Annotated in this window: 25 protein-coding genes; 15 read left to right on the forward strand and 10 right to left on the reverse strand. The window is 61.4% G+C overall.

Features of this window, described 5'->3' with window-relative positions; translation table 11 throughout:
• The first annotated feature begins 56 nt into the window (after positions 1-56).
• On the forward strand, positions 57-752 hold the full coding sequence (locus tag I6E73_RS09335; RefSeq protein ID WP_197124774.1) for a DUF1294 domain-containing protein: 696 nt from the start codon (positions 57-59) through the stop codon (positions 750-752).
• Positions 753-762: 10 nt separating this feature from the next.
• On the opposite strand, the gene I6E73_RS09340 is transcribed toward I6E73_RS09335, so the two are convergent.
• Complete coding sequence (locus I6E73_RS09340; protein WP_197124776.1) at positions 763-1,053, reverse strand: metal-sensitive transcriptional regulator; 291 nt, start codon at positions 1,051-1,053, stop codon at positions 763-765.
• Between the two features lie 111 nt (positions 1,054-1,164).
• Between I6E73_RS09340 and I6E73_RS09345 the strand changes: the two genes are divergently transcribed.
• From I6E73_RS09345 to I6E73_RS09380, 8 genes are all read left to right on the forward strand, one after another.
• Positions 1,165-1,350 (forward strand): hypothetical protein, encoded by a 186-nt coding sequence (locus I6E73_RS09345; protein WP_197110027.1) that lies wholly within the window; start codon positions 1,165-1,167, stop codon positions 1,348-1,350.
• Between the two features lie 200 nt (positions 1,351-1,550).
• Positions 1,551-2,960 carry a rhodanese-like domain-containing protein gene (locus I6E73_RS09350; protein WP_197124778.1) on the forward strand — a complete coding sequence of 470 codons (1,410 nt, stop codon included), beginning with the start codon at positions 1,551-1,553 and terminating at the stop codon, positions 2,958-2,960.
• A 9-nt stretch (positions 2,961-2,969) separates the two neighbouring features.
• A complete protein-coding gene (locus I6E73_RS09355) occupies positions 2,970-3,758 on the forward strand; it encodes a sulfite exporter TauE/SafE family protein (protein WP_197124780.1) in 789 nt (262 codons plus the stop codon).
• A gap of 3 nt (positions 3,759-3,761) precedes the next feature.
• Positions 3,762-4,289 (forward strand): DUF4395 domain-containing protein, encoded by a 528-nt coding sequence (locus tag I6E73_RS09360; RefSeq protein ID WP_197124783.1) that lies wholly within the window; start codon positions 3,762-3,764, stop codon positions 4,287-4,289.
• Between the two features lie 24 nt (positions 4,290-4,313).
• The gene (locus I6E73_RS09365) at positions 4,314-4,676 is read left to right on the forward strand and encodes a rhodanese-like domain-containing protein (RefSeq protein ID WP_197124785.1); all 363 of its coding nucleotides are present in this window, start codon (positions 4,314-4,316) and stop codon (positions 4,674-4,676) included.
• A 68-nt stretch (positions 4,677-4,744) separates the two neighbouring features.
• Positions 4,745-5,689: an alpha/beta fold hydrolase gene (locus I6E73_RS09370; RefSeq protein WP_197124787.1), complete on the forward strand. Its 945-nt coding sequence runs from the start codon at positions 4,745-4,747 to the stop codon at positions 5,687-5,689.
• Between the two features lie 163 nt (positions 5,690-5,852).
• Positions 5,853-6,734: an ABC transporter ATP-binding protein gene (locus I6E73_RS09375; RefSeq protein ID WP_197105463.1), complete on the forward strand. Its 882-nt coding sequence runs from the start codon at positions 5,853-5,855 to the stop codon at positions 6,732-6,734.
• The gene (locus tag I6E73_RS09380) at positions 6,734-7,840 is read left to right on the forward strand and encodes an ABC transporter permease (RefSeq protein ID WP_197124789.1); all 1,107 of its coding nucleotides are present in this window, start codon (positions 6,734-6,736) and stop codon (positions 7,838-7,840) included. The genes I6E73_RS09375 and I6E73_RS09380 overlap by 1 nt, the downstream gene beginning before the upstream one ends.
• On the opposite strand, the gene I6E73_RS09385 is transcribed toward I6E73_RS09380, so the two are convergent.
• Genes I6E73_RS09385 through rimK form a run of 3 tightly spaced genes read right to left on the reverse strand, consistent with a single transcriptional unit; the run spans position 7,837 to position 10,360 of the window.
• On the reverse strand, positions 7,837-8,688 hold the full coding sequence (locus I6E73_RS09385) for a M23 family metallopeptidase (protein WP_197124791.1): 852 nt from the start codon (positions 8,686-8,688) through the stop codon (positions 7,837-7,839). The genes I6E73_RS09380 and I6E73_RS09385 overlap by 4 nt on opposite strands.
• On the reverse strand, positions 8,685-9,167 hold the full coding sequence (locus I6E73_RS09390; RefSeq protein WP_307784271.1) for an ASCH domain-containing protein: 483 nt from the start codon (positions 9,165-9,167) through the stop codon (positions 8,685-8,687). Before I6E73_RS09390 ends, I6E73_RS09385 begins: the two co-directional genes overlap by 4 nt.
• A 2-nt stretch (positions 9,168-9,169) precedes the next feature.
• Entirely contained in the window at positions 9,170-10,360 is a 1,191-nt protein-coding gene (rimK, locus tag I6E73_RS09395; RefSeq protein ID WP_197124792.1) for a 30S ribosomal protein S6--L-glutamate ligase, read from the reverse strand.
• 3 nt (positions 10,361-10,363) lie between these two features.
• Between rimK and I6E73_RS09400 the strand changes: the two genes are divergently transcribed.
• From I6E73_RS09400 to I6E73_RS09410, 3 genes are all read left to right on the forward strand, one after another.
• A complete protein-coding gene (locus I6E73_RS09400; protein ID WP_197124794.1) occupies positions 10,364-10,867 on the forward strand; it encodes a RimK/LysX family protein in 504 nt (167 codons plus the stop codon).
• Positions 10,868-10,938: 71 nt separating this feature from the next.
• On the forward strand, positions 10,939-12,219 hold the full coding sequence (locus I6E73_RS09405; protein WP_197124796.1) for a cellulase family glycosylhydrolase: 1,281 nt from the start codon (positions 10,939-10,941) through the stop codon (positions 12,217-12,219).
• Between the two features lie 77 nt (positions 12,220-12,296).
• Positions 12,297-13,430, forward strand: a complete 1,134-nt coding sequence (locus I6E73_RS09410; protein ID WP_197124798.1) for a hypothetical protein — start codon at positions 12,297-12,299, stop codon at positions 13,428-13,430.
• Between the two features lie 145 nt (positions 13,431-13,575).
• On the opposite strand, the gene I6E73_RS09415 is transcribed toward I6E73_RS09410, so the two are convergent.
• On the reverse strand, positions 13,576-14,361 hold the full coding sequence (locus I6E73_RS09415) for an SDR family NAD(P)-dependent oxidoreductase (RefSeq protein WP_197124800.1): 786 nt from the start codon (positions 14,359-14,361) through the stop codon (positions 13,576-13,578).
• Positions 14,362-14,467: 106 nt separating this feature from the next.
• Between I6E73_RS09415 and I6E73_RS09420 the strand changes: the two genes are divergently transcribed.
• Positions 14,468-15,109 (forward strand): TetR/AcrR family transcriptional regulator, encoded by a 642-nt coding sequence (locus I6E73_RS09420; RefSeq protein ID WP_197124802.1) that lies wholly within the window; start codon positions 14,468-14,470, stop codon positions 15,107-15,109.
• 35 nt (positions 15,110-15,144) lie between these two features.
• Here the strand turns inward: I6E73_RS09420 and I6E73_RS09425 are convergent, their stop codons facing one another.
• Entirely contained in the window at positions 15,145-15,669 is a 525-nt protein-coding gene (locus I6E73_RS09425) for a DUF427 domain-containing protein (protein WP_197110036.1), read from the reverse strand.
• Between the two features lie 51 nt (positions 15,670-15,720).
• Complete coding sequence (locus tag I6E73_RS09430) at positions 15,721-16,401, reverse strand: phosphatase PAP2 family protein (RefSeq protein ID WP_307784274.1); 681 nt, start codon at positions 16,399-16,401, stop codon at positions 15,721-15,723.
• A gap of 150 nt (positions 16,402-16,551) precedes the next feature.
• On the opposite strand from I6E73_RS09430, the gene I6E73_RS09435 reads away from it, so the two are divergent.
• Positions 16,552-17,361 (forward strand): DUF1206 domain-containing protein, encoded by an 810-nt coding sequence (locus tag I6E73_RS09435; RefSeq protein WP_197124807.1) that lies wholly within the window; start codon positions 16,552-16,554, stop codon positions 17,359-17,361.
• Positions 17,362-17,407: 46 nt separating this feature from the next.
• Here I6E73_RS09435 and I6E73_RS09440 read toward each other — a convergent pair whose 3' ends face one another.
• Entirely contained in the window at positions 17,408-18,139 is a 732-nt protein-coding gene (locus I6E73_RS09440; RefSeq protein ID WP_197124809.1) for a phosphatase PAP2 family protein, read from the reverse strand.
• 184 nt (positions 18,140-18,323) lie between these two features.
• On the opposite strand from I6E73_RS09440, the gene I6E73_RS09445 reads away from it, so the two are divergent.
• Positions 18,324-19,319 (forward strand): diacylglycerol kinase family protein, encoded by a 996-nt coding sequence (locus I6E73_RS09445; RefSeq protein WP_197124811.1) that lies wholly within the window; start codon positions 18,324-18,326, stop codon positions 19,317-19,319.
• Positions 19,320-19,349: 30 nt separating this feature from the next.
• Here the strand turns inward: I6E73_RS09445 and I6E73_RS09450 are convergent, their stop codons facing one another.
• Together I6E73_RS09450 and I6E73_RS09455 are read right to left on the reverse strand one after the other, a co-directional pair.
• Entirely contained in the window at positions 19,350-20,564 is a 1,215-nt protein-coding gene (locus tag I6E73_RS09450) for an aromatic acid exporter family protein (protein ID WP_307784275.1), read from the reverse strand.
• Positions 20,561-21,241 (reverse strand): response regulator transcription factor, encoded by a 681-nt coding sequence (locus I6E73_RS09455; protein WP_197124813.1) that lies wholly within the window; start codon positions 21,239-21,241, stop codon positions 20,561-20,563. The genes I6E73_RS09450 and I6E73_RS09455 overlap by 4 nt, the downstream gene beginning before the upstream one ends.
• Positions 21,242-21,369 lie beyond the last annotated feature (128 nt).

Here is a 21,369-nt window from a genome sequence, read left to right on the forward strand (position 1 = left end):
GAGTCTGAGGGTACGCCGATACCGCGCACAGCGGCTCAGGCAGTTACCCTCAATACATGAGTTCCCGAAGCGCACGACAGCAGGGTGCGCTGGCGTCATGGAACGACGAACGTGGCTTCGGTTTTATTTCCGTTGACGGCCCGAGCAGCGCCAACGGCGCGGGCAGCACTGGTAGCGGCAACCGCACCGGCGAAAGCGTCTTTGCCCACATCTCTGCCTTCCCACGCCGCGACGCCCGCCCGGCGCCCGGCGAACGGGTCAGCTTCACAGTCGAAACCACGAACGACGGCAAGACTCGAGCGCGCAACATCCGCTACCTCTCCGCTTCAGGCCGCCCCATCCGCGCCCGCAAGAGCCGCCCGGGAACAATGAGTTACGTCGTATTGGCCACCTTCGCGATCGCGATCAGCATCGTCACCGCAATCGGTGCACTCCCGTGGCTCTTCGCAGCGCTTTACCTCGTGATGAGCGTCATCACTTATGCCTCCTACGCCACCGACAAAAAGGCGGCCCAAACTAGGCAATGGCGGGTCACAGAAAGCGCTCTGCTCGGGCTCGGACTCTTCGGCGGCTGGCCCGGAGCCATCGTTGCCCAACAGCGTCTTCGCCACAAAACTCAGAAGCCAATGTTCCGCCAAGCCTTCTGGGGCACCGTGGTTCTCAACATCCTGGTATTTGCGATCCTGACAACCGCATTGCGCGAACCTGTTATCGAACTCTTTCGCTTGATCGTGACCGCAACCGCGCCCTAGCGACCAGCCGTTAGGCCAGCGAGAGAAAGAGTTTCTCGATCTCTTCTGATTGAGGCGAGCCTTCGGCATCCGGATTGATGAGGCACTCCTTCATCGCTTCGGAAATCACGAGGAACCCTGCCCGGTCGAGAGCTTTTGAGACTGCAGCCAGCTGGTGCACGACGTCGCGGCATCCGGCTCCCGTCTCGACCGTGGCGATCAGTGCGCCCAGTTGTCCCTGAGCGCGACGCAAGCGATTCGCAATTTTCTTCTGCGCGTCAGGATCGGCTACCGACACTGATTCGGATGTGGAGGAATCCATAGTTGTCTCGCTTCTCTCGTGTGAGTTGACAGTTTCGATACCCCGTGGGGTATAGTCTGAGCATACCCCCTAGGGTATTGCAACGGATAGCCAATCAACGGAAGCAGAGTTATGTGCAGAGCAGTCACGTGTCGCGTATGCGACAAAACAACGTGGGCCGGATGCGGAGACCACATCCAGTCCATCAAGCGCAGCGTGCCAGCATCCAACTGGTGCAACGGCAAGCACTCTCAGTCGGAGATTGACGCCGCAAAGTCCACTCAGGGCGGCTTCTTTGCCCGCCTTTTCGGTCGTTAGGAAATCACATGTGCGCACAAGTTACTTGCCAGAACTGCAGTAAACCCACTTGGGCTGGCTGCGGAGAACACATCGAGGATGCCCTCGCCAACGTTGCCGAAAGCGATCGTTGCCACTGCTAACACGCAGACACCGTTAACGACCCACCGTCGCTAACGCCATCCCTCCCCCGGACATAGCGAACACTCACTGGAGTAAACATGCTTCTCGAACGCATCTATGACACCGACCTCGCTCAGGCTAGCTACTTCATCGGTTGCCAAGCCAAGGGCGAAGCGATCGTTGTTGACCCCCGCCGCGACCTCGATGTTTATCTTGAGATTGCCGCCAAGAATGGGATGACCATCACGGCCGTCACCGAAACTCACATTCACGCTGACTACCTTTCCGGCACTCGCGAGCTCGCCGCTCGCACCGGTGCGGAGATTCTGGTGTCTGACGAAGGTGGCCCCGACTGGACCTACGGAAGCGCCTTCGACGGTGCTGTGCGCATGAAAGACGGCCACATCATTATCCTCGGCAACATCACGCTGAAGGCTGTTCACACTCCCGGGCACACGCCTGAACACCTTTCTTTCTTGGTCACCGATGGTGCGCAAGCGGACGCTCCCGGTTTCATGCTGAGCGGAGACTTCGTCTTCGTGGGCGACCTCGGCCGCCCCGATCTCCTTGATGAAGCCGCTGGCGGCATCGACACTCGCTTCGGCGGAGCGAAGGACATCTTCGCTAGCCTGCGCGACCGCTTCCTCACTCTCCCCGACTATGTGCAGGTTTTGCCTGCCCACGGTGCCGGTAGCGCTTGCGGCAAAGCTCTCGGTGCAATTCCGACAACCACTGTCGGTTACGAGCGCGCGTTCGCGTGGTGGAGCCACTACGTCGAGAACAACGACGAGCAAGGCTTCATCGACGAGCTGCTCAACGGTCAACCGGATGCTCACGCCTACTTTGGGCGCATGAAAGTGCAGAACCGTCAGGGCCCGAATGTCATGGGCACCGTTAGCCCGCTGCGCGAATACACGACCGAGGAAGTCGCGACCGCGCTCGATGCCGACAGCGCCATTCTCATCGACACCCGTCACAACAGCGAAGTTCACCGTGGCACTGTGCCGCGATCCCTCAACGTTCCGGGCCCCGAGAAGGCCGCAAGCTACGGCGCCTGGGTGTACAACCCCGACACGGAGACGCGGCCCGTCATCCTGCTTGCCGACGACCTTGAACACGCGCAAGAGTTGCGCGATCACCTCGTGCGCGTGGGCATCGACACCGTGTCAGGCTTCGTGACGACACTCGATGGGCTCACCCTCGTGGTGCCCGAGCTCGTCGACCCCGCCACCCTCAATGACGTTGATCGTGTGCTTCTCCTCGACGTTCGCAACAAAACCGAGTTCGCCGAGGGACACATCCCCGGAGCAGAACAACTGAGCGGCGGCCGCGTCATGTGGTCGCTCGACCAGCTCCCCCATGAGGGAACCATCGTGACCTATTGCCAAAGCGGAGTGCGCAATAGCGTGGCCGCGAGTGCCCTGCGCCGCGCGGGCTACCACGTTGCCGAACTCGATGGCTCGTACCTTGGTTGGCTGGCAACTGCCAGCGCAGTACCCGCGGTGTAACGCGCCCTCATGGAGCCGAATCTGATCATCGCGCTGGCCCTCGCCGTGCTCGTGGGAGTTTCTCTCGGGATGCTCGGCGGGGGCGGCTCGATCCTCACCGTGCCGATCCTCACCTACGTTGCCGGCTTTGAGCCGCAGCAGGCGATTTCGGCTTCGCTATTTATCGTGGGCGTCACGAGCGCCGTCAGCGTTTTTCATCATGCTCGAGCAGGGCGCGTTCGCTGGCGTACCGGATTGATTTTCGGCGTCGCTGGAATGGCAGGCGCTTTTGCCGGAGGCATCGTCGGCGGCTATATCCCTGGCACAGTCCTGATGGTGCTCTTCGCCGCCATGATGGTCGCCACCGCGACGGCCATGATCCGCGGGCGAAAGAAGGTACCGGCAGGATCAATTCACGAGCCCACACAGCTCCCGGTCATCCGCATTATTCGAGACGGCTTCTTTGTCGGCATCGCCGCCGGGCTCGTGGGTGCTGGGGGCGGATTCCTCATCGTGCCCGCGCTCACTCTTCTCGGCGGGCTTCCGGTGGCGGTCGCCGTGGGCACCTCGCTACTGATTATTGCGATGCAGTCGTCGGCAGGGCTTGTCGCCCACCTCTTTACCGTTGACCTTCCGTGGCCAACCATCTTCGCGTTCACCGCGATCGCCGTTGCGGGCTCGTTTGTGGGTGCCGCTCTCGCGGGGCGCATTCCCGAAACCGCTCTGCGCAAGGGATTCGGAATCTTCGTTCTCGCGATCGGAGCCTTCGTGCTCGTGCAAGAAATCCCGCAATTTATTTCGCTTGTGACAGGAGCGTGACCGGTGTCGACTACAACGCCAACTAAAGCTCCCACCGTGGGCTCCCTCGTCGAGGGCTACAGCATCCCTGTCGTGAACGAGCGCGCAGTTCGCGTCGCTGCGAGCATCCTCTTTCTTGGCGGTGCCGTCTCGATCGGCTTCGCGTTTGTCGAGCATTCTGCGGTGCCGCTTCGCCCCTTCGGCGTGTTCTTCATGATGGATATGCTCCTGCGCGTCACGGTGGGTGATCGCTGGTCACCCACGCTCGCGCTTGGTCGCTTCATCGTTCGCTCGCACGAACCGAACTGGGTTGGCGCCCCTCAAAAAGAGTTCGCTTGGTGGCTCGGCTATGGTCTTGCGCTGATCTCCTGCGCCGGCATGGGGGTGCTTGGCGCTCCGCTAGAAGCGACCCTCGCACTCTGCAGCCTGTGCCTCACCATGCTGTTCCTCGAAGCCGCTTTCGGCATCTGCATTGGTTGCTCACTTCAACGCCTGCTTTCGAAAACTCCACCCCAATACTGCCCAGGCGACACGTGCCGGGTTTCCGAATAACCACTCGTTCCACAAGGAGAAATAATGTTCCGTCCCCTCGCCGCTCTCGCCGGTTCCCTCGTCGTGCTGGCTTCCATCGCTGGATGCTCAGCCGCAGGCGATTCCGTCGAACTCAGTGCTGACACCATACTCATCGACGTTCGAACCCCGGCCGAATATGCGGCAGGGCATCTTGAGGGCGCTAACCTCCTCGACCTCAACGGAGGCGAATTTGCTGCAGCACTTCCCACTCTCGACCCCGAGGCTGAGTACGCCGTCTATTGCAAGTCAGGCAACCGTTCCGGTCAGGCCGTCGCGCTGATGGAAGACGCGGGCTTTGAGAACGTTATTGATCTTGGCTCCATCGGTGAAGCAGAAGCATCCACCCAGATCGCAGTTGTGCAGTAACTCAACTCCATCCGTTCGTGGCCGCACATTCAAGCAATCTATGGATGCTGCGGCTCCGAACCACTGCGGTGAACAGAACGCCCGCTTCCAGTACGCACTTCAGCGCCGACAACCGGTTTGACCGCGCCACCGCGGGGTTTTCCCGCGTCGTGGTGCCCGCCGCTCTAGGCGACGTTGTTGTGCACGTGGATCCGAATGCTGCTGCGCGCTCAGATACCGCCACTGTGCTTCTCCACGGTGCCGCAGGTTCGTGGACCACATGGTTGCCCCTCATCCGCGCCGCTCACAGCGCGCAGGAACCATTGCAGAATGTGGTTGCGATCGATCTTCCCGGCTGGGGTGAGAGCGGAAGTGTCCGCCCTGGCACCTCGGTCGAAGACATGGTGGATGCAGTGGCCCACGTCACGAGAACCCTTGGCTTTGCGAGGTGGAACGTCTTCGGTCACTCTCTGGGAGGGCACCTCGCGCTCACGCTGGCGGCTCGGTATCCGGAGCGCACGTTGAGCGTGACGGCCATCTCGGTGACCGGACCTAGCGCGCTGGCGGTCCTGCGGCATCCGATTCGGCGGTTCACCGTTCTGCCGCTGTTGGCAGGGATGTTCGGTGCCATGCGGTTACTTTCCGCACTCGGTCCTGCCGGACGAGTGGTCGTGCATGCGTTGCACCGCATGAGACTCCTCGCACCGCTCAGCGCTCCCCTTTTTGAGAACCGACGTGAGCTCGACAGTTCAGTATTCGATTCACTCGCCGCCGAAATCCGTCCGCGCTCGTTCGTTCAGGGTGCTGAGGCAGCGGCTCGTTACGACGAGCGAGAGTGGTCGAACATTGAGTGCCGAGTCACGCTGGTTCGTGGCGAACGAGACGCCTTTGTGAGCGCCACTGACGATGCCTGGTTTGCGAAAGCTCTCCCTCATGCCACCCAGCAGGTGCTGGCGAATGTCGGCCACTTTGCGCACATAGAAACTGTTGGAGTGCGAACGTCAACTCCTCGGTCACGACAACTGGCTGCTTAGCGCAGGCTTGCAGCACTGCGGCAGTCTGCAAGAGAGGATCACGCGCGGTGTCGCTGAGATCAAGCAACTCGGTGCGATGAAGCACCGCGAGGGAGCACCTCTCAGCCCTGCGAGTGGCTAGCGTTGTCGGTAGATAGTTTTTCTGTGGATGAAGGCGGTACTGGTGCTCCAACTCGACAACATCACCAAGAGCTTCGGGGTGCGCCCTGCACTCGACGGGGTGACCTTTGCTGTGCGCGACGGGCGCATGACGGGTTTCGTTGGTGGCAACGGCGCGGGCAAAACGACGACCATGCGCATCCTGTTGGGCGTTCTCAATGCGGATGCCGGTGAGATTCACCTCGACGGCAAACCTCTGGGCGCAGAACAACGGCGTCGCTTCGGCTACATGCCCGAAGAACGTGGGCTGTACCCGAAGATGAAGGTGCGGGAGCAGCTCGTCTACCTCGCTCGGCTCCACGGCTTCACGCAGGCCGCGGCTGGCCGCAACGCTGACAGCCTGCTTGAGGAACTCGGCCTCGGTGAGCGTCGCGATTCCACCCTCGAGAGCCTCTCGCTCGGAAATCAGCAGCGCGCGCAAATCGCAGCATCTCTCGTGCATGAGCCTGAAGTACTCGTGCTCGATGAGCCGTTCTCGGGGTTGGATCCCCTCGCCGTCGACACCGTTGTTGAGGCGCTCAAGCAGCGGGCGGCATCCGGCGCATCGGTGTTGTTCTCCTCGCACCAACTCGAAATCGTCGAGCGGCTCTGCGACGACCTAGTCATCATTGCGGATGGCAGCATCCGGGCATCCGGAGAACGCGAAGCGTTGCGCACCCAACACTCGGCACCGCGCTACGCCATCGCGTGCAGTAGCGACCTCGGCTGGCTTCGCGGCGAACCCGACATCACTGTGGTCGAGCTCGATGGCGGCCGCGCCACTTTCGACGCTGCCGAGCCCGCCGCGGCGCAGCGCGTCTTACGACGGGCACTCGCCGACGGCGACGTCACCTCTTTTTCACCTCAGCGCGCATCCCTCGCCCAAATCTTCCGAGAGGTCATCTAATGAACGCCACTACTGCTGACCGCCGCTCCCCGCGCTTTGCGCACTCGGTTGCGCTTGTGGCCGAACGAGAAATCACCACACGACTGCGCTCCAAAAGTTTTCTCATCACCACCGGCATCCTGCTCCTTCTCGTTCTTGGCGGAGTGATTGCCGGCGGAATCATGTCGAAGAGCGTCTCAACCACACCGGTGGCCGTCGTCAGTTCGGTGTCGTCCGAACTCTCGAACATCCCCGGACTCGAGATTACGGTCGTGGACAACCGCACTGAAGCCGAAGCCCTTGTCACCGAGGGAACCGTGGATGCCGCGGTCGTGCCGTCGGAGGAAGGGTCCACGATTCCCGTTACCGTCATCGCCGCAAGCGATGCGCCGTCGTCGCTCATGCAGGGGCTCGGCGTGAGCCCGGAGCTGATCCTCCTCGATCCGAGCGACACGAGCTACCTTCTGAGCTATCTCGCTGCGTTCGGCTTCGGCATCATCTTCTTCGCTTCGGGCATGACGTTTGGCCCGATGATCGCCCAGAGCGTTGTGGAAGAAAAGCAGACACGCATCGTGGAGATTCTGATGTCGGCAGTGCCCGTTTCGGCGCTCATGGCCGGAAAGGTCATTGGCAACTCGCTACTGGCCTTCGCTCAAATCATCGCGATTGCGGTGCTGGCGATCGTCGGCCTTTCGGTCACCGGCCAGGCTGAGCTGCTGGCACTTTTGGGCGCACCGCTGCTGTGGTTCGTCGGATTCTTTATCATCGGTTTCATCCTGCTTGCAGCGCTCTTTGCCGCTGTCGGTGCGATGGTGTCTCGTCAAGAAGACCTCGGAACAACGATGACGCCCGTGACGATGCTCATCATGTTGCCGTACTTCGCAATCATCTTCCTGCACGACAACCCCGTCGCTCTGACGATCATGTCGTACGTGCCGTTCTCTGCACCGGTGGGGATGCCGATGCGCCTCTTCCTCGGAACCGCCGAATGGTGGGAGCCACTAATTTCCCTCGCGATACTCGTCATCACGGCCGGGCTCGCCATTCTTCTGGGCTCGCGCATCTACAACAACTCACTGCTGAAGGTGGGAAGCCGGGTGAGCTGGGCTCAGGCCATCAAGGGCTAACGAACGGTGATGTGCTCGTTGTCTGCCGGCATCGCGTCGCGCTCTTCTGATTCCTCGTCAACTGACACGGAACCGAAAACCATCGGTATTCCGTGCGCGGTCCAGACAGAGGCGCGATCCATCAACTGAGCGTGCACGTGGGGCTCGCTGGAGTTGCCTGAATTTCCGCAGGCGCCGATGGGCTGACCAGCTGTGACCCTGTCGCCAACACCTACGATCGCTGATCGCTGCTTCAGGTGGGCAACGAGGGCGAACACCCCGTCATCACCACGAATGGTGATGGTGTTTCCCACGATGAAACGCGGGCCGCCTAGTTCTCTGAGCGTGCCTTCGACCATCATGTAGCCGAAACCAAGCAGTGATGCACGGGCTCGGTGGTCTCGCTGCGAGTCGGCAACACGCACCACGACCCCGTCGATCATCGCTCGTACCGGCTCGCCAAACGCGGGATATTCGGTGGGGTATCGCAACACGATCCCGGTGCCAAATTCGGGCCTCACCCGATCTGCGGGGTCGCAGACGAGGTCAACAGCGTGCGTCTGGCCGTAAGCGCGAACCCCGTGGCTTGGCACGCGCGTTGCGGGACTGTTCAATGCCATCCACCGGCCGGTCACCGGCGACGTCACTGTCCGTGGCTCCCACGTGGGCAGGAGTTTCACCCCGGGAATGACTACGGCGAGAACGAGCAGCATCCCCAGAATCCCCACCAAGGGCAGCACCGATGCCACCGTTTTTACCGGGACAAACGGAATAACCTGGGCGCCAATTGTGCCCACAAAGATCGCAATAACCGACACGAAGAGCAGCACGCCCCGCGCCCGGTAAATCGCACTGATCAGCCCATTCATAGCGTTGCTTTCTTTGCCGTGGATGCGCTCGTGCGCGCCTCTGAATCGTCGGCGGTTAGCTGGCGAACCACTCTGAATCTCTCCAGCACCACGATGGTGTCATCGTTAACTGTGAACGCTGGGTCGCCGAGGTACGCACGCATGTCGTCGCCGTGCCAATAGCGTTCGTGACCAGCGCGCCACTGCGCAACCGAGGAATAGCCTTCGCCTTCGTCACGAGCGTGCTCCCACCCCACGTCGGCAAGCCGCCTCTGCTCGACAGCCATAATTTCGATCACGGCAACGGGGTCGTCTTGCGAATCCACCACAGCGCAGCGCTCACCTGCCGCAGGCAGAGGGTCGTTTTCTATGCCGTATTCCACCAGAGTCGACGTCGTCGACGTTTTCTCTCCGGCCAGAATGGCCGCCACCAATGTGTCGCGCATCGGCCCGGGAAAACCGAATTCTGAGCGCGGCAAATCGCTCTCGTTGCTCGCCACTTCTAGTCTTCGGTAACAGGCTGCGGCGGAAGCTTGCGCACCTTCGCGCGGCGGCGGCGGCGTGCCGGGATCATTGCGCGCATCTCTTCGAGCTTGCCAAAGCAGAGCAGGCGGTCGTTCGCTTCGAGCACAGTGCTGCGCCGGGGGTTCGGCACAACGTTGGAGCCGCGGTGCAGGGTGAGCACGGTGATGTCTTTCTCGCCGAGACCCGATTCGCCCAGCTGCTTGCCCACAAAATCCGCGTCGCTTCCGACAACGATTTCGGCAACGCCATAGCCGGTTGACACGCTGAGACGCTGGCGAACATCGATCTCGGGGAATGCCACCTGGTTGGCGATGTAGTCAATGATCGCGCCCGCGACATCCAACCCGGTTGCACGCTCAATGCCCTCAAGCCCGGGCGAGGAGTTGACCTCCATCACGAGCGGGCCATCTTTGCCCTCCAGCATGTCGACACCGGCAACCCGCAAGCCCATGATTTGGGCGGCCTTTACTGCGGCGCGGTGGTACTCCGGCGTGAGTTCAACAGCTTCGACATTGCCGCCGCGGTGCACGTTCGACCGGAACTCATCGCCAACCGCAACGCGACGCATCGCCGCAACAACGCGGTCACCGACAACGAGGGCGCGGATGTCGCGGCCCTTGCTCTCAGAGATAAAGCTCTGAATAAGCACGTTCTGTTTCGTCGAATGCAGGGTCTCGATGATCGCCTTGGCGACCTGAGTGTCCGGAGCGAGAATCACGCCGATGCCCTGCGTGCCTTCGAGCAGCTTGATGACGACGGGCGCACCGCCGACGCGCTCGATGGCCATCTCGACATCCGCCCGGTTGTGCACAAAGGTGGTCGCCGGCATGGCGATGTCGTGGCGAGAAAGAATCTGGGTGGCACGAAGCTTGTCGCGCGAGTTCGTAATTCCGCTCGAGGTGTTCGGCGTGTAGACATCCATTTGCTCGAACTGGCGAACAACAGCCGTGCCGAAGTAGGTGATGGAGTTGCCAATGCGGGGCAGGATGGCGTCGTAGTCCGAGAGCAACTTGCCGCGGTATTGCAGGTCGGGCTCCTCACCCGTGAGGTCGATTGCGAAGCGCAAAGTGTTGAGAACCTTCACCGTATGCCCACGCTGCTCAGCGGCCGCCCGAAGTCGCACAGTGGAATACGCCTGCGGCGCACGGGAGAGGATAGCGAGTTTCATCGAATGACCTGCCAAGATAAGGGGGTGATAGAGCCCACCCATTCAAACACGATCGCAGGCTGGCGTGAGTGGGTTTCCTTACCCGATCTCGGCGTGCCGTGGATTAAAGCCAAACTCGATACTGGGGCGCAGAGTTCTGCCCTCCATGCCGACGATATCGAAGAATTTGTGCGCGCCGATGGCAGCGAATGGGTGCGTTTTCGCGTCCGTCCGTGGCAGAGGTCCGACAAGGATGACGCTGTCGTCGAATGCGCTATCCACGATCGCCGCACCGTGCGAAGCTCCTCGGGGCACCGTGAGGATCGCATCGTCGTGTTGATCGATGTGGTGCTGTGCGGCCACACCGTCACGGCAGAAACAACGCTCACGAATCGCGATGAAATGGGCTTCCGGATGCTCGTGGGCCGCGAAGCGCTCAGCCAAGAGTTTCTGGTCGACTCAGGCAAATCATTTCTCGGCGGTCGCCCGCCCCGTGTCACGCGACGTCGCAACCAGGGTCAGGGCTAGTCGGGCTGCTGGCTCGTCATCATCGTGCTGATCATTAGCCGCAGCCAAGGGCAGCCCGAAGGCGCAGCGGCATGAGAAAGTTGTGGCCCCAGCGGCCGCTCACGCGAGTCATCGCCGCCGTTGTTGCGACCGCGCTGCTGGCTGCCGCGACCTTCGGCATCATCGCGGCCGTACAGTCCGCGGCGTTTGCGGCTACCTTCGTCCGCGCCCACGGCACCGACCTCGTGCTTCACGGCGAGACCTTCGAGTTCGCCGGTGCCAACAATTACTATCTCGGGCACAAGCCCGAGAGCACGGTGGTCGCGCTGCTTGACGACGCTGAAGCGGCAGGGCTCAGCGTCATCCGAACCTGGGGGTTTCAGGACTACGGAGACACCGACGGTTCGGGAGTTGCACCGCACGACTTCGAGGGTGTGTGGTACCAGGTGTGGGATGAGGCTGCCGGCGCCCCGGTTGTGAACACGGGAGCGACCGGACTCGAGCACCTTGACATCGTGGTCGCCGAGGCAGAAGCACGCGGCATCAAGCTCGTCATCCCCTTCACGAACAACTGGAATGCTTACGGCGGCATTGACCAGTACGTTCAGTGGGCTGGCCTCGACGAGCACGCCGATTTCTACACCGACGAACGTATTCGCGGCTGGTACAAAGACTGGGTATCGACGGTGCTGAATCGCACCAACACGATCACGGGCGTGCAGTACAAAAACGATCCGACGATCCTTGCCTGGGAACTCGCGAATGAGCCCAGCTGTGCAAGTTCAGGCGTCTTCGCCGACGGGGAATGCGACACTTCAACCATCACCGAGTGGGCGGATGAGATGAGCACCTACGTGAAGTCAATCGACCGCAATCACCTGCTCAGTGTGGGCGACGAGGGATTCTTCTGCGGTGACGAAGACTCCTGGACGCTGAATCAACAATTTGGGGCATCTGGTTACGGCGCCGGCTTTGGCGAAAACTGTTCCAACGGCGTCGACACCGTTGCCCTCGCAGCTCTGCGCCACATCGACATCATGTCGGTGCATCTCTACCCCGACACCTGGCAGGTCTCTACAGAATGGGGCACTGGCTGGATCGAGAAGCACGCCGAGGCCGCAGCAGAACTTGGCAAGCCCGTGTATCTGGGCGAGTTCGGGGTGAAGGATGGGTCAACCCGGGCTGACACCTACGCGACGTGGTTAGCAACAGTGCGCGACGGCGGCGTGGATGGTGCCCTCTTCTGGATGCTGGCATCCGACCAAGAAGACGGAAGCCCGTACCCGGACTACGACGGCTTCACCGTGTACTGCCCGAGCGATGCGTGCTCGGTTGCCGGAGATCACGCGGCGGTGATTCAGGGCGAGAACTAGCCGTTTCTCACACGCACTCACCTAGTCGACCATAGTGACCTGATTGCGCTCCCAGTCGTTCTGAGTATCGTGACCCCATGAGCATCGACATCCCCTCTCATGAAGACCTAGTAGCACTTTCGCAGCAGCGCAACGAGGCAAGCGTTTCGCTGTATGTCTCGCCAGGATCGACCGATGGCGGGCCACCGATCGGTCGCGACACTGAGGCGGCGCGACTCGCGCTCCGCTCGGCAGCCACGGAAGCGATGGCAGAGCTCGGCGTGCTTGGCGTAGAAAAAGCTGAGTTAGACGCGATCGGCCAGTCGCTAGGAGCCTTGGATCACGACACCGGTTTTTGGGCTTCTTCTGCGCGTTCAGTCGCTGTCTTTGTCTCGCCAGAGATCACCCAGTCGTTCCGCCTGCGCAATGAACTTCCCACCCTCGTTGCCGTTGGTGATCGATTCGATCTTGGCCCGCTGCTGCGTGCAACCACGTTCGGTCACTCCGGCTATGTGCTGGCCGTAACACTGGGCAGTGTGCGACTTCTCTCGCTCAACGCCGATGATTCGAGCGACGAGATCGCGTTGCCCGAACTCCCCGAGGATCTCGGCAGAACGCTTGAAACCGCCGACAATCACGGCAAGGCAGACACTCCTCGAGCGGATGGCGCCTTGGGGTCGAAGGTGGAACTTCGTCGCTACTGCTCGCTGATTCAGGAGGCGGTGCTCTCCGTCATGGGCAACTCGGGGTTGCCTTTGGTACTTGCCGCATCCTCCGACCTGAAGCCCGCCTATCGTGAAATCTCTACCTATCGCGGACTGCTCTCATCAGCCATTGACGCGAATCCCAGTTCGCTCTCGATCGACGATCTTGAGGATCGCGGCCGTGCCATTCTTGCCGAACACCACACCGACGAGCTCGCGTCGTGGCGCACGAAGTTCGGCAACAAACAGAGCAATGGACTCGCTAGTTCGCAGTTGAGCGATGTTTCCCACGCCGCCACCGCCGGACTCGTTGACACGCTTCTGTTCGATCTGGCTTCGACCGACGAGGGCAGTATCGACGAGTACGGCCAAATTGTGTTCGCCAGCGAGCCCGGCCCGAGCACGTACGGTCTCGTTGACGAGCTCGCCGCGCGCGTCTTGAGAACCGGTGGCACCGTCAAGGCTGTTCGACGCGATGACCTTCCCGACGACTCGCCCGTCGCCGCAACATTCCGCGGACCGCTCTAGGTCTCGAATGCTGAAGGGCGCTGCAGCGGAGGTTTACCCTCGGCTGCAGCGCCCTTCGGCGTGTTTGGCGCGCAATGCACTCAGTGGGCGCCGTGCGCCCACCGGTCCACCGCAACGGATGCGCCGGTGCACGCTCCTTCGAGAGTTACTGGTGGGCGCCGCCGTCGATACGAATCTCGGTGCCGGTCACAAATGCGCCATCTTCACTAGCGAGCATGGCGACGACTCCGGCAACTGCTTCGGGCCCCGCGTACCCTTCCTTGATCGCTGGGCTCATCTTCATGAACAGCGAGTAATCGGCGTCTTCAGGAATACCAGGCCCCATGCTCTGCTTGCTCTCGCCGACGCCTTCGGTCATTCCTGAAGAGATCGATCCGGGCTGAACGGCGGTAAACCGGATTCCCTGCTTCGCGTACTCAGCGGCAAGCGCGTGCGTCATCGACTGAACTCCGCCCTTGCTCGCGGCGTACGCGGACATGTAGGGGTGACCAAAAGCCGCCGAGGTCGAGCTGAAATTTACGACCGCGGATCCGTTGCCCTCGAGCAGCGCGGGAATGGTCTCCCGAATCATGAGGAAGGTACCGACCAAGTTGACGTTGAGTACCTGCTGAAAGAGTTCAAGGGACGTCGAGTGGGTGTGCGACGAGCGCAGGATGCCAGCAGCGTTGACGAGAACATCGAGTCCACCCAGCGTTCCTAGAGCAGTTGCGACAGCGGATTTCACCGACTCCTCGTCGGCAATGTTCACTACGACGGTGGAAAGGCGCGCTCCAGCTTCGCCCGCTTTGCTGACCGTGTCGGCCAATCCTGCTTCGCTCACGTCGGCGGCAACGACGTCGCCGCCCTCGGCGAGGAGTCGAAGCACGGTGGCTTGGCCGATGCCTGAGCCTGCGCCGGTGACAATGGCGCGACGTCCGGAGAACCTGTTCATTGGGTGCCTTTCTAGGTGGGTGTTGGCCCCACGGTACGGCAAAGTGGCACAATGTGCCATAGTGACAGTTGATGCAGTTCACCATTCAGCGCGTACGCTCCTCTATATGAATGCAGAACCTCTCAGCCTTACGGAGCGTCGCAAGCGCGACACTCAGCTTGAGATAGCTCGCACAGCCGCGCGACTCTTCTCCGACCGCGGCGCAGCCGCAGTGACCGCCGAAGAGATCGCCCAGCAGTCCGGTGTTGCCGTACGCACCTTTTACCGGTATTTCAGCAGCAAGGAAGATGCCGTAGCTCCTCTTTTGACGATCGGCGCGGACCAATGGCACGCGCTCGTCGCCGCAGCCGACCCTGACGAAAATGTGCTCGCCGCCCTCGAACACACGATCTCCGCCGTACTTACCCCTCGCAATGCCGAGGAAATCGAGGGGCTGCGCTGGACACTTGGTCTGCTTCACGCCGCCACCAGCGACGCCGCTCTGCAACACGTGTGGCACCGCGTGAACTCCGACTCAGAGGTGCAACTCAGGTTGGTCCTTGCCCCCGTAATGCCGGCGGATACAACCCCGTTGACTCTGCGCTTGCTCGCCGCAGCGGCCACGAGCGCTCTGCGCATCGCCCTCGAAGCCAGCGCTGAAGCCGATCGCACCATGAAGGATCCCAGCGTGCTCGCCTCGCACGCGTTGGACGCGTTCAGGCAGCTGACCAGCGGGCTAGATTTCGCACCGACCCCGAGAGCTAGTTAGCCACGCCACTCTCGCCCCAGCAGCAGATTCTGCTGCTACCAACCCATCGTGCCCGGCGCGCCCTTGAACGGCCCGACGAGGTTCTTGGTGATCCACCCGCCGTAGAAATCTCCCTCTTGGGAGGTCACTAGCTCGCCGTCGATCTCGCACGAGTCCATCTGGCCCGGGTAGAGCGCAACTCGGGGCCCCAAGGCATCGAATCCTCGAGCAGGGTCGGGGTAAGTCCACCCCGCACGTTCGGCCACGACTCCCCCGGCGACCACGTCAAAGTAGTGCGCTTCACCCTTGAACTCACAGAAGCTTGTGCCCGCCACCGGCCGGAGCGCTCCGTCTACGAAAGACTCGATGGGCAAGTAGTAGACGGGCGGATGACTCGTCTCCAGCACGCGAACAGTACCGGTGGTATCCGCAATCACTTCCCCGCCCAGTCGCACCACAACCCGCTGCGACATGTGCTCCACGCGTGGAGGACGCGGGTAGTCCCACACCGACTCTTGCCCCGCTTTCGGCGTGATGGGCTTGGGACGGGGAAGGCGGCGAGGTGCGGGTGCGGGCGTCATATACCCATCCTGCCGTTGGCTGCTGGGATGCTCCTGCACGAGTTTGTGCTGCTAGCGCGACGCCGTTTCGAGGGCGCCCGGAACGCGAGCCGTGCGATGAGTATCGACGGCAATCACAGTGCCCACGATCACGAGAGACAACGCCATCGAGGCAAGCACATCACTCGTCCAGTGGTAGCCGAGATAGAGGCGACTGGCCGCTGTTCCGATGACAAAGATAACGGCCGTAACGTATGAAAGAGCGGCGATCCGCGGTGCATGGCGGCGCGAGAACACAAGAAACGTGAGGATCAGAAAGAAGTCTGCAACGCCCAAAACATGCCCCGAGGGAAACGAGAAAGTCATGTCGTGGCCGTAGAGCATGAGGTCAAGTGGCGGGCGGTCGCGCTGCACCACGCGAGTGATGATCTGCACAATGATGACGCCGGTAAGCGTGCCGGCAGCGAGCAAGAATGGTCGCCAGGAATGCTCAGCGCGGATGCCCCACGTGAGCGTCACCGCCAGCACGATAATCGGCAGCGCGATTGGCCCAAATATCTCGGTGAAGATGATCATCAGGAGAGTCAGGCTCTCTGATTGGTTCGACGCGAGCCATGTCTGGATCGCGGTATCCATGGGCTCAAGCACGGTGGGCTGCAACACCGCCCACCAGAGAAAGCCGAGGGCTGCAGCCCCTGTTGTCACCAAAATGCCGGCGACGACATACAGTCGCTTCTTCGTCGAAGTGGTCACGAGTCGCTCTTCGCTAAAGAGTCTGGAATGCAGTCGTGCTCGACGGGAATTGTTCATAGATGATGCGGGATCGTTCATGCTCCGGCTTCCGAGTGTGTCGTGGGGATAGGAGATAGTAACCCGAGAGGTGCTTCGCATACACTGTCCGTCATGAATGATGTTTCAGCGACTGGCGCAGCCCGCAGCGCACACAACAGCACGGCTCTTCGTGTTCTTGCACGACTTGGTTTTGCCGTCAATGGTCTTGTTCATATCTTGATCGGCGCTCTGGCCATTGGCATCGCGACGGGTGGCGGGAGCACGGATGCGGATCAGTCGGGCGCATTCCGCCAGCTGGCATCCAGTCCGGGCGGTGTCTTTCTCCTGTGGTCCGTTGTGATTGGCATGTTTGCGCTCGGCCTCTGGCTGCTCATTTCGGCCTTCTTGATGAAGGGAGGCGATTCCAAACGCCAGTGGGCACGACGCGGTGCGGAAGCCGCTAAGGGGCTCACCTACTTCGCTCTGGGTTCAACGGCGATTCCTTTTGCACTGGGCGGCTCTAGCGATTCCTCCAGCAGCACGAGCAGTCTCAGCGCTGATCTGATGGCCAACCCCGTTGGCCTCGTTGTGCTTATGGTGGCGGGAGTGGCCGTCGTGGGTGTCGGAGCGTATTTCGTCTACAAGGGCGCAACAAAGAAGTTCACCGAAGACATCTCGCTTCCTCGTGAGCCTCTCCGAAAAGCCATCCTGGGGCTCGGCGTCTCTGGGTATGTAGCCAAGGGCATCGCTATCGGCATCGCGGGAGTGCTTGTGGTGGTCGCGGCTATTACGCACGACCCCAGCAAGTCCTCGGGCTTGGATGGCGCACTGACGAGTCTCACTGAGTTGCCGTTCGGCGTGGTGTTGTTGATCGTCATCGCGATCGGACTCATCGCTTACGGACTCTATTGCTTCGTTCGCGCTCGGTTCGCTCGCTTATAGATCGCGCTCGCCTCGCGAGCATTGAGCGTGCACGATGTTCGCGTATTTACGCCCCGGTACCAACACCAGCGCTGGTGCCAGCGGCATTATTTTCTGGCCCGCCCCGCTTCCCTTTGTGGATGCGGCGCTCACCATCGATCTTTGCCGCGAGCGGTGCGGCCACCACGATAGCGATCCCCACCCCGAGCAGAAGGGCACCGACCGTATCGGTGAGCCAGTGGGCTCCCAGGTAGGTACGACTCAACATCATGAGCACCGTGTAGATCGTTCCCGCGATCCACACCCATACCCGTGGGAAAAGGATCGCCAGCACGAGTGCCATCACGGCGGCATTACCGACGTGCCCAGAGGGGAACGAACCAAAGTCCACCGTCACGAGGATGGTGTCGGGGCGGGTTCGTGCGAAAAGATGCTTGAGCAGCTGAACTGAACCGCCCGTGAGCAGCGTCGCGATGGTGAAATACAGGGCAGCCCACGGGCGTTTGATGAGCAGCAGAGCAATGATGATCACGCCGGGAACGATGAAACTCGCAACGATCCCCGCGCCGAGAAAGTTCATCATGAGCGATAGCGACTGCCAGACCGGGTTTCGACAATCGGCAAGCACGGCCATCCACCGCTCGTCGATGCCGAGGGGCATCCCCTTGTCTCGCAGGACGATAAGTGCTCCCAGGGCGATTACGAGCCCGAGGGAGGCGAGACCACTGATGAGCGGCCACAGACGACGGACGCGATGGGCGCGTTCGTCCGCTTCAACTTCGGGATGCGTGTTCACCATGACGCAATGCTAAAACTTTGTTCGGCGGGTTGCCTACCTTCGCAGAACTCCCTCGCCCGCAAGCGACTAGAGTCATCTCACTGTCGACTCCGGCCGGCACACAACGGCGGCAGCCACACTGTCCGACGACCACCTAGCCACACCTGCGCCCCGCGGTGCAGCCCGACACGATAGAGGGAAACCGATGACCGCGAAGTCCACCAGAGGTGCATCGTCGCCGCACTCCGCCGCCGTGGTCTACAACCCCATCAAGGTTGATCTGGATGCCATTAAGGCAGCGGTCGCAACTCTCGAAAGCGAGACGGGCTGGGCGCCGAGCACGTTCCACGCCACCAGCAAAGAAGATCCTGGTGTCGGTGCAACGAAAGAGGCTCTGGATGCTGGCGCCGACGTCGTGATCGTTGCGGGCGGCGATGGCACTGTGCGTGCTGTCGCGGAAGCCATTCACGACAGTGACGCTGCTCTGGCCCTCATGCCCTCGGGTACCGGTAATCTCTTTGCGCGCAACCTGGGCCTCCCCCTCGACGATATTGAGGGCGCGGTTCGAACCGCCTTCACCGGGGTCGATCGAGGAGTCGACATCGGGCTCATTGACATCCGCGATGAGAACGAGAAGGTTTCGAAGCACGCGTTTGTCGTCATGGCCGGCCTGGGGCTTGACGCCAAGATGTTGGCCAACACCGACGATGATCTCAAGAAAAGAATCGGCTGGCTGGCCTATGTGAGTGCGATCGCGAAAGCCCTCACCGACAGCAGCGAACTGCGCTTGAACTATCGTCTCGACTCTCGGCGTTCACGGTCTGCACGCGCCCACACCGTCATCGTGGGAAATTGCGGTTCACTGACGGCTAACGTTCTGTTGCTTCCGGATGCTGCCCCCGACAACGGATTCTTTGACGTCGCGGTGATGCGCCCTCAGGGCATCATCGGGTGGGTTCAAATTCTGGTGAAAGTGCTGTGGGAGAACGGAGTGCTTCGCCGCATCAGGGGTGGGAATCGCCTCACCACCAGGGACGTGCGAGCGCTGAGCTATGTGAAGGCGAAGCAATTGACGGTTCGCCTGAGTACAGCGGAAGAGATCGAGCTCGACGGCGATGGCTTCGGCAGGGCTATCGCTTTCAAGACGCGCATCAAAGCGGGCGGATTGCGGATTCGGATGCCGCAGGTCGAATCGGAGTAGCCAGACGCAGGGACAGGGCCGAGTGCTGAGTTAGCTCGGCTCGCCCGGCTCCACCACCTCTGCCGCCGTCTCAGACTCAGCTTGCTCGGCTTGCTGTTTTTGCTGTTCGTGCTCGGCGTGTTCCAGCCGCGCGTTCAGAGCCGCGAGGATGCGGGCAAGGTCCATGGAGATCGCCGCGGAGGCGCCCATTGTCGTCGCGTTTGCGTCGGCTTTGCGGGCATCCAGTTCAGCGGTCAAGGCGGCAAGAGCATCGGCGGCGAGAGCGTGTGCCTCTTCCCGTTCTTCCACCGAATCCCAGTCGCGTAGTGCTGTTGCGAGAGCAGCCAGCGATGCGCTCAACGCTGGTCGCAATTCGGGCCGCAGCTGCACCTTGATTGGCGTGCCCCAGACAGCACCGGTGAGCACATCTGTGATGTCGCGCACATGGAAGGTCACGTTTTCTAGCGCCGCGAGATCTTCATAATCCGCTTTCACGTCGCGGCGATAGCGGCGGGCGCGCGGGTTTGCTTTGCGACTTTCGTCGGCGAGCAGTACTGCTTCGCGGACCTCGCCAGATACGGCGAGAAGGGAATCTTTGCCGGACGCCCAGCCGTCGCGTTCCGGCGGCCAGCTCTCGGCGAGGGCCTCAGCGATCTCGGAGAGATGGTCAGAGAGCACCGCGCGAAAGTTCGAGAGCTGCTGATCGACCGCGTTGTGGGTGAGCGCGGGAAAGATCAAGAGGTTGACGAGCAGCCCAACGACGATACCGAGAGTCGCCTGCTCGAGGTAGCCGAGCGAGTAGTCGTCGGCATCCGGCCCGCCAATGATGAGCACGAAAAGTACTGTGACGGGGATGTATTCGCGATTAGCGCCGAACCAGCCCGTGGCCGCGACGAGCGCCCCGGCACCGACGGCGAGGGACATCGTGAGCACGCTCGGCGAGCTGAAAATAATCACGGCTCCCGCAAGTACGATCGCGACGGCAAGGCTTCCCAGAGTTTGAGCCGCATTCCTCATCGACCCCATGAGCGTGGGATACATCGCAACGATCGCGCCAAGAGGGGCGTAGTAGGGGTAGTTGTCGGCCACGCCCGGCAGGTAGGGCGCGATCGTCCACGCGATTGCGACGGCAAGGCCGGTTTTCGCGGCCTGCAGCATGCGGGTTCGGGTGATGTCTGACCGCATCCGTCCCGCCGTTTTCTTGACGGGCTGCAGTTTATTCTTCACCGGCTGCAGCCTGATGTCGTCGAGTCGAAGGCGTTTCACGCGTTCACCGTGATCTCGGCGGTGCCAGGAGACGGTTCCGGATGCTCGATTCTGACGCGATCGGGCCGGAAGCCGTGCTCGATCCCCCACAGCACCGCAGTGGTGCGGCTCGTCACGCTGATGGCGCGGTAGCAGCTGCGAATGTAGGTCTTGATCGAGTTGATCGAAAGGTGGGTGCGCTCTGCGATCTCCAAATTCGAGAGACCTTGGGTGATGAGGGCAAGCACTTCTGCTTCACGCTCGGTGAGGCCCTCCTCACGGCCGGGCCAGTCTCCCGCTTGGACAGTGGGAATGTTGGGGCCGCCAAGATGCACGCGTTCAGTGCCCACGTGGATAGCTTCAAGAGCCGCCACAAGTTTGGATGCGGGCAAGCCCTTCGACACGTAGCCGTCGGCACCATTGCGCAGCACCGCCGCGATGTGTGCTGGATCCAAGTTCCACGAATACACAACGACCGCGCCGATCGAAGAATTCGCGGCAAGCTGATGCACTACGGCTCGGTCACCTTGAGTGCCCGCAAAGGTGTCGTACAGGGCGATGTCAACGCGCTCATCCACCTGTTTATTGAGGTCGAGCTCTACGACACGGATGCGGTTGGTATACGACCGCAGCATCCCGACGACACCACGGGCCACCACCTCGTAATCGTTGACGAGGGCAACATGCAGAGCATTCATATGTCAACGATAAGTGTCGCTGCCTGACCGTGGGGAAACTTCACCCCTAAGGGTGAAGTCATGCAGGTACCGCCCAGAATATTCTCAGCCTGTGGCGTGCCTGCCGCTCTACGCCAGCGCTGGCAGGC

The organism is Salinibacterium sp. SWN248, assembly GCF_015864575.1.
In the GTDB taxonomy this organism is placed as follows: Bacteria; Actinomycetota; Actinomycetes; order Actinomycetales; family Microbacteriaceae; genus Rhodoglobus.

Coding starts and splice junctions, on each gene's coding strand:
- I6E73_RS09335 (WP_197124774.1), top strand. CDS start 57: ATGAGTTCCCGAAGCGCACGACAGCAGGGTGCGCTGGCGTCATGGAAC.
- I6E73_RS09340 (WP_197124776.1), bottom strand. CDS start 1,053: ATGGATTCCTCCACATCCGAATCAGTGTCGGTAGCCGATCCTGACGCG.
- I6E73_RS09345 (WP_197110027.1), top strand. CDS start 1,165: ATGTGCAGAGCAGTCACGTGTCGCGTATGCGACAAAACAACGTGGGCC.
- I6E73_RS09350 (WP_197124778.1), top strand. CDS start 1,551: ATGCTTCTCGAACGCATCTATGACACCGACCTCGCTCAGGCTAGCTAC.
- I6E73_RS09355 (WP_197124780.1), top strand. CDS start 2,970: ATGGAGCCGAATCTGATCATCGCGCTGGCCCTCGCCGTGCTCGTGGGA.
- I6E73_RS09365 (WP_197124785.1), top strand. CDS start 4,314: ATGTTCCGTCCCCTCGCCGCTCTCGCCGGTTCCCTCGTCGTGCTGGCT.
- I6E73_RS09380 (WP_197124789.1), top strand. CDS start 6,734: ATGAACGCCACTACTGCTGACCGCCGCTCCCCGCGCTTTGCGCACTCG.
- I6E73_RS09385 (WP_197124791.1), bottom strand. CDS start 8,688: ATGAATGGGCTGATCAGTGCGATTTACCGGGCGCGGGGCGTGCTGCTC.
- rimK (WP_197124792.1), bottom strand. CDS start 10,360: ATGAAACTCGCTATCCTCTCCCGTGCGCCGCAGGCGTATTCCACTGTG.
- I6E73_RS09400 (WP_197124794.1), top strand. CDS start 10,364: ATGACCTGCCAAGATAAGGGGGTGATAGAGCCCACCCATTCAAACACG.
- I6E73_RS09405 (WP_197124796.1), top strand. CDS start 10,939: ATGAGAAAGTTGTGGCCCCAGCGGCCGCTCACGCGAGTCATCGCCGCC.
- I6E73_RS09410 (WP_197124798.1), top strand. CDS start 12,297: ATGAGCATCGACATCCCCTCTCATGAAGACCTAGTAGCACTTTCGCAG.
- I6E73_RS09415 (WP_197124800.1), bottom strand. CDS start 14,361: ATGAACAGGTTCTCCGGACGTCGCGCCATTGTCACCGGCGCAGGCTCA.
- I6E73_RS09420 (WP_197124802.1), top strand. CDS start 14,468: ATGAATGCAGAACCTCTCAGCCTTACGGAGCGTCGCAAGCGCGACACT.
- I6E73_RS09425 (WP_197110036.1), bottom strand. CDS start 15,669: ATGACGCCCGCACCCGCACCTCGCCGCCTTCCCCGTCCCAAGCCCATC.
- I6E73_RS09435 (WP_197124807.1), top strand. CDS start 16,552: ATGAATGATGTTTCAGCGACTGGCGCAGCCCGCAGCGCACACAACAGC.
- I6E73_RS09440 (WP_197124809.1), bottom strand. CDS start 18,139: ATGGTGAACACGCATCCCGAAGTTGAAGCGGACGAACGCGCCCATCGC.
- I6E73_RS09445 (WP_197124811.1), top strand. CDS start 18,324: ATGACCGCGAAGTCCACCAGAGGTGCATCGTCGCCGCACTCCGCCGCC.
- I6E73_RS09455 (WP_197124813.1), bottom strand. CDS start 21,241: ATGAATGCTCTGCATGTTGCCCTCGTCAACGATTACGAGGTGGTGGCC.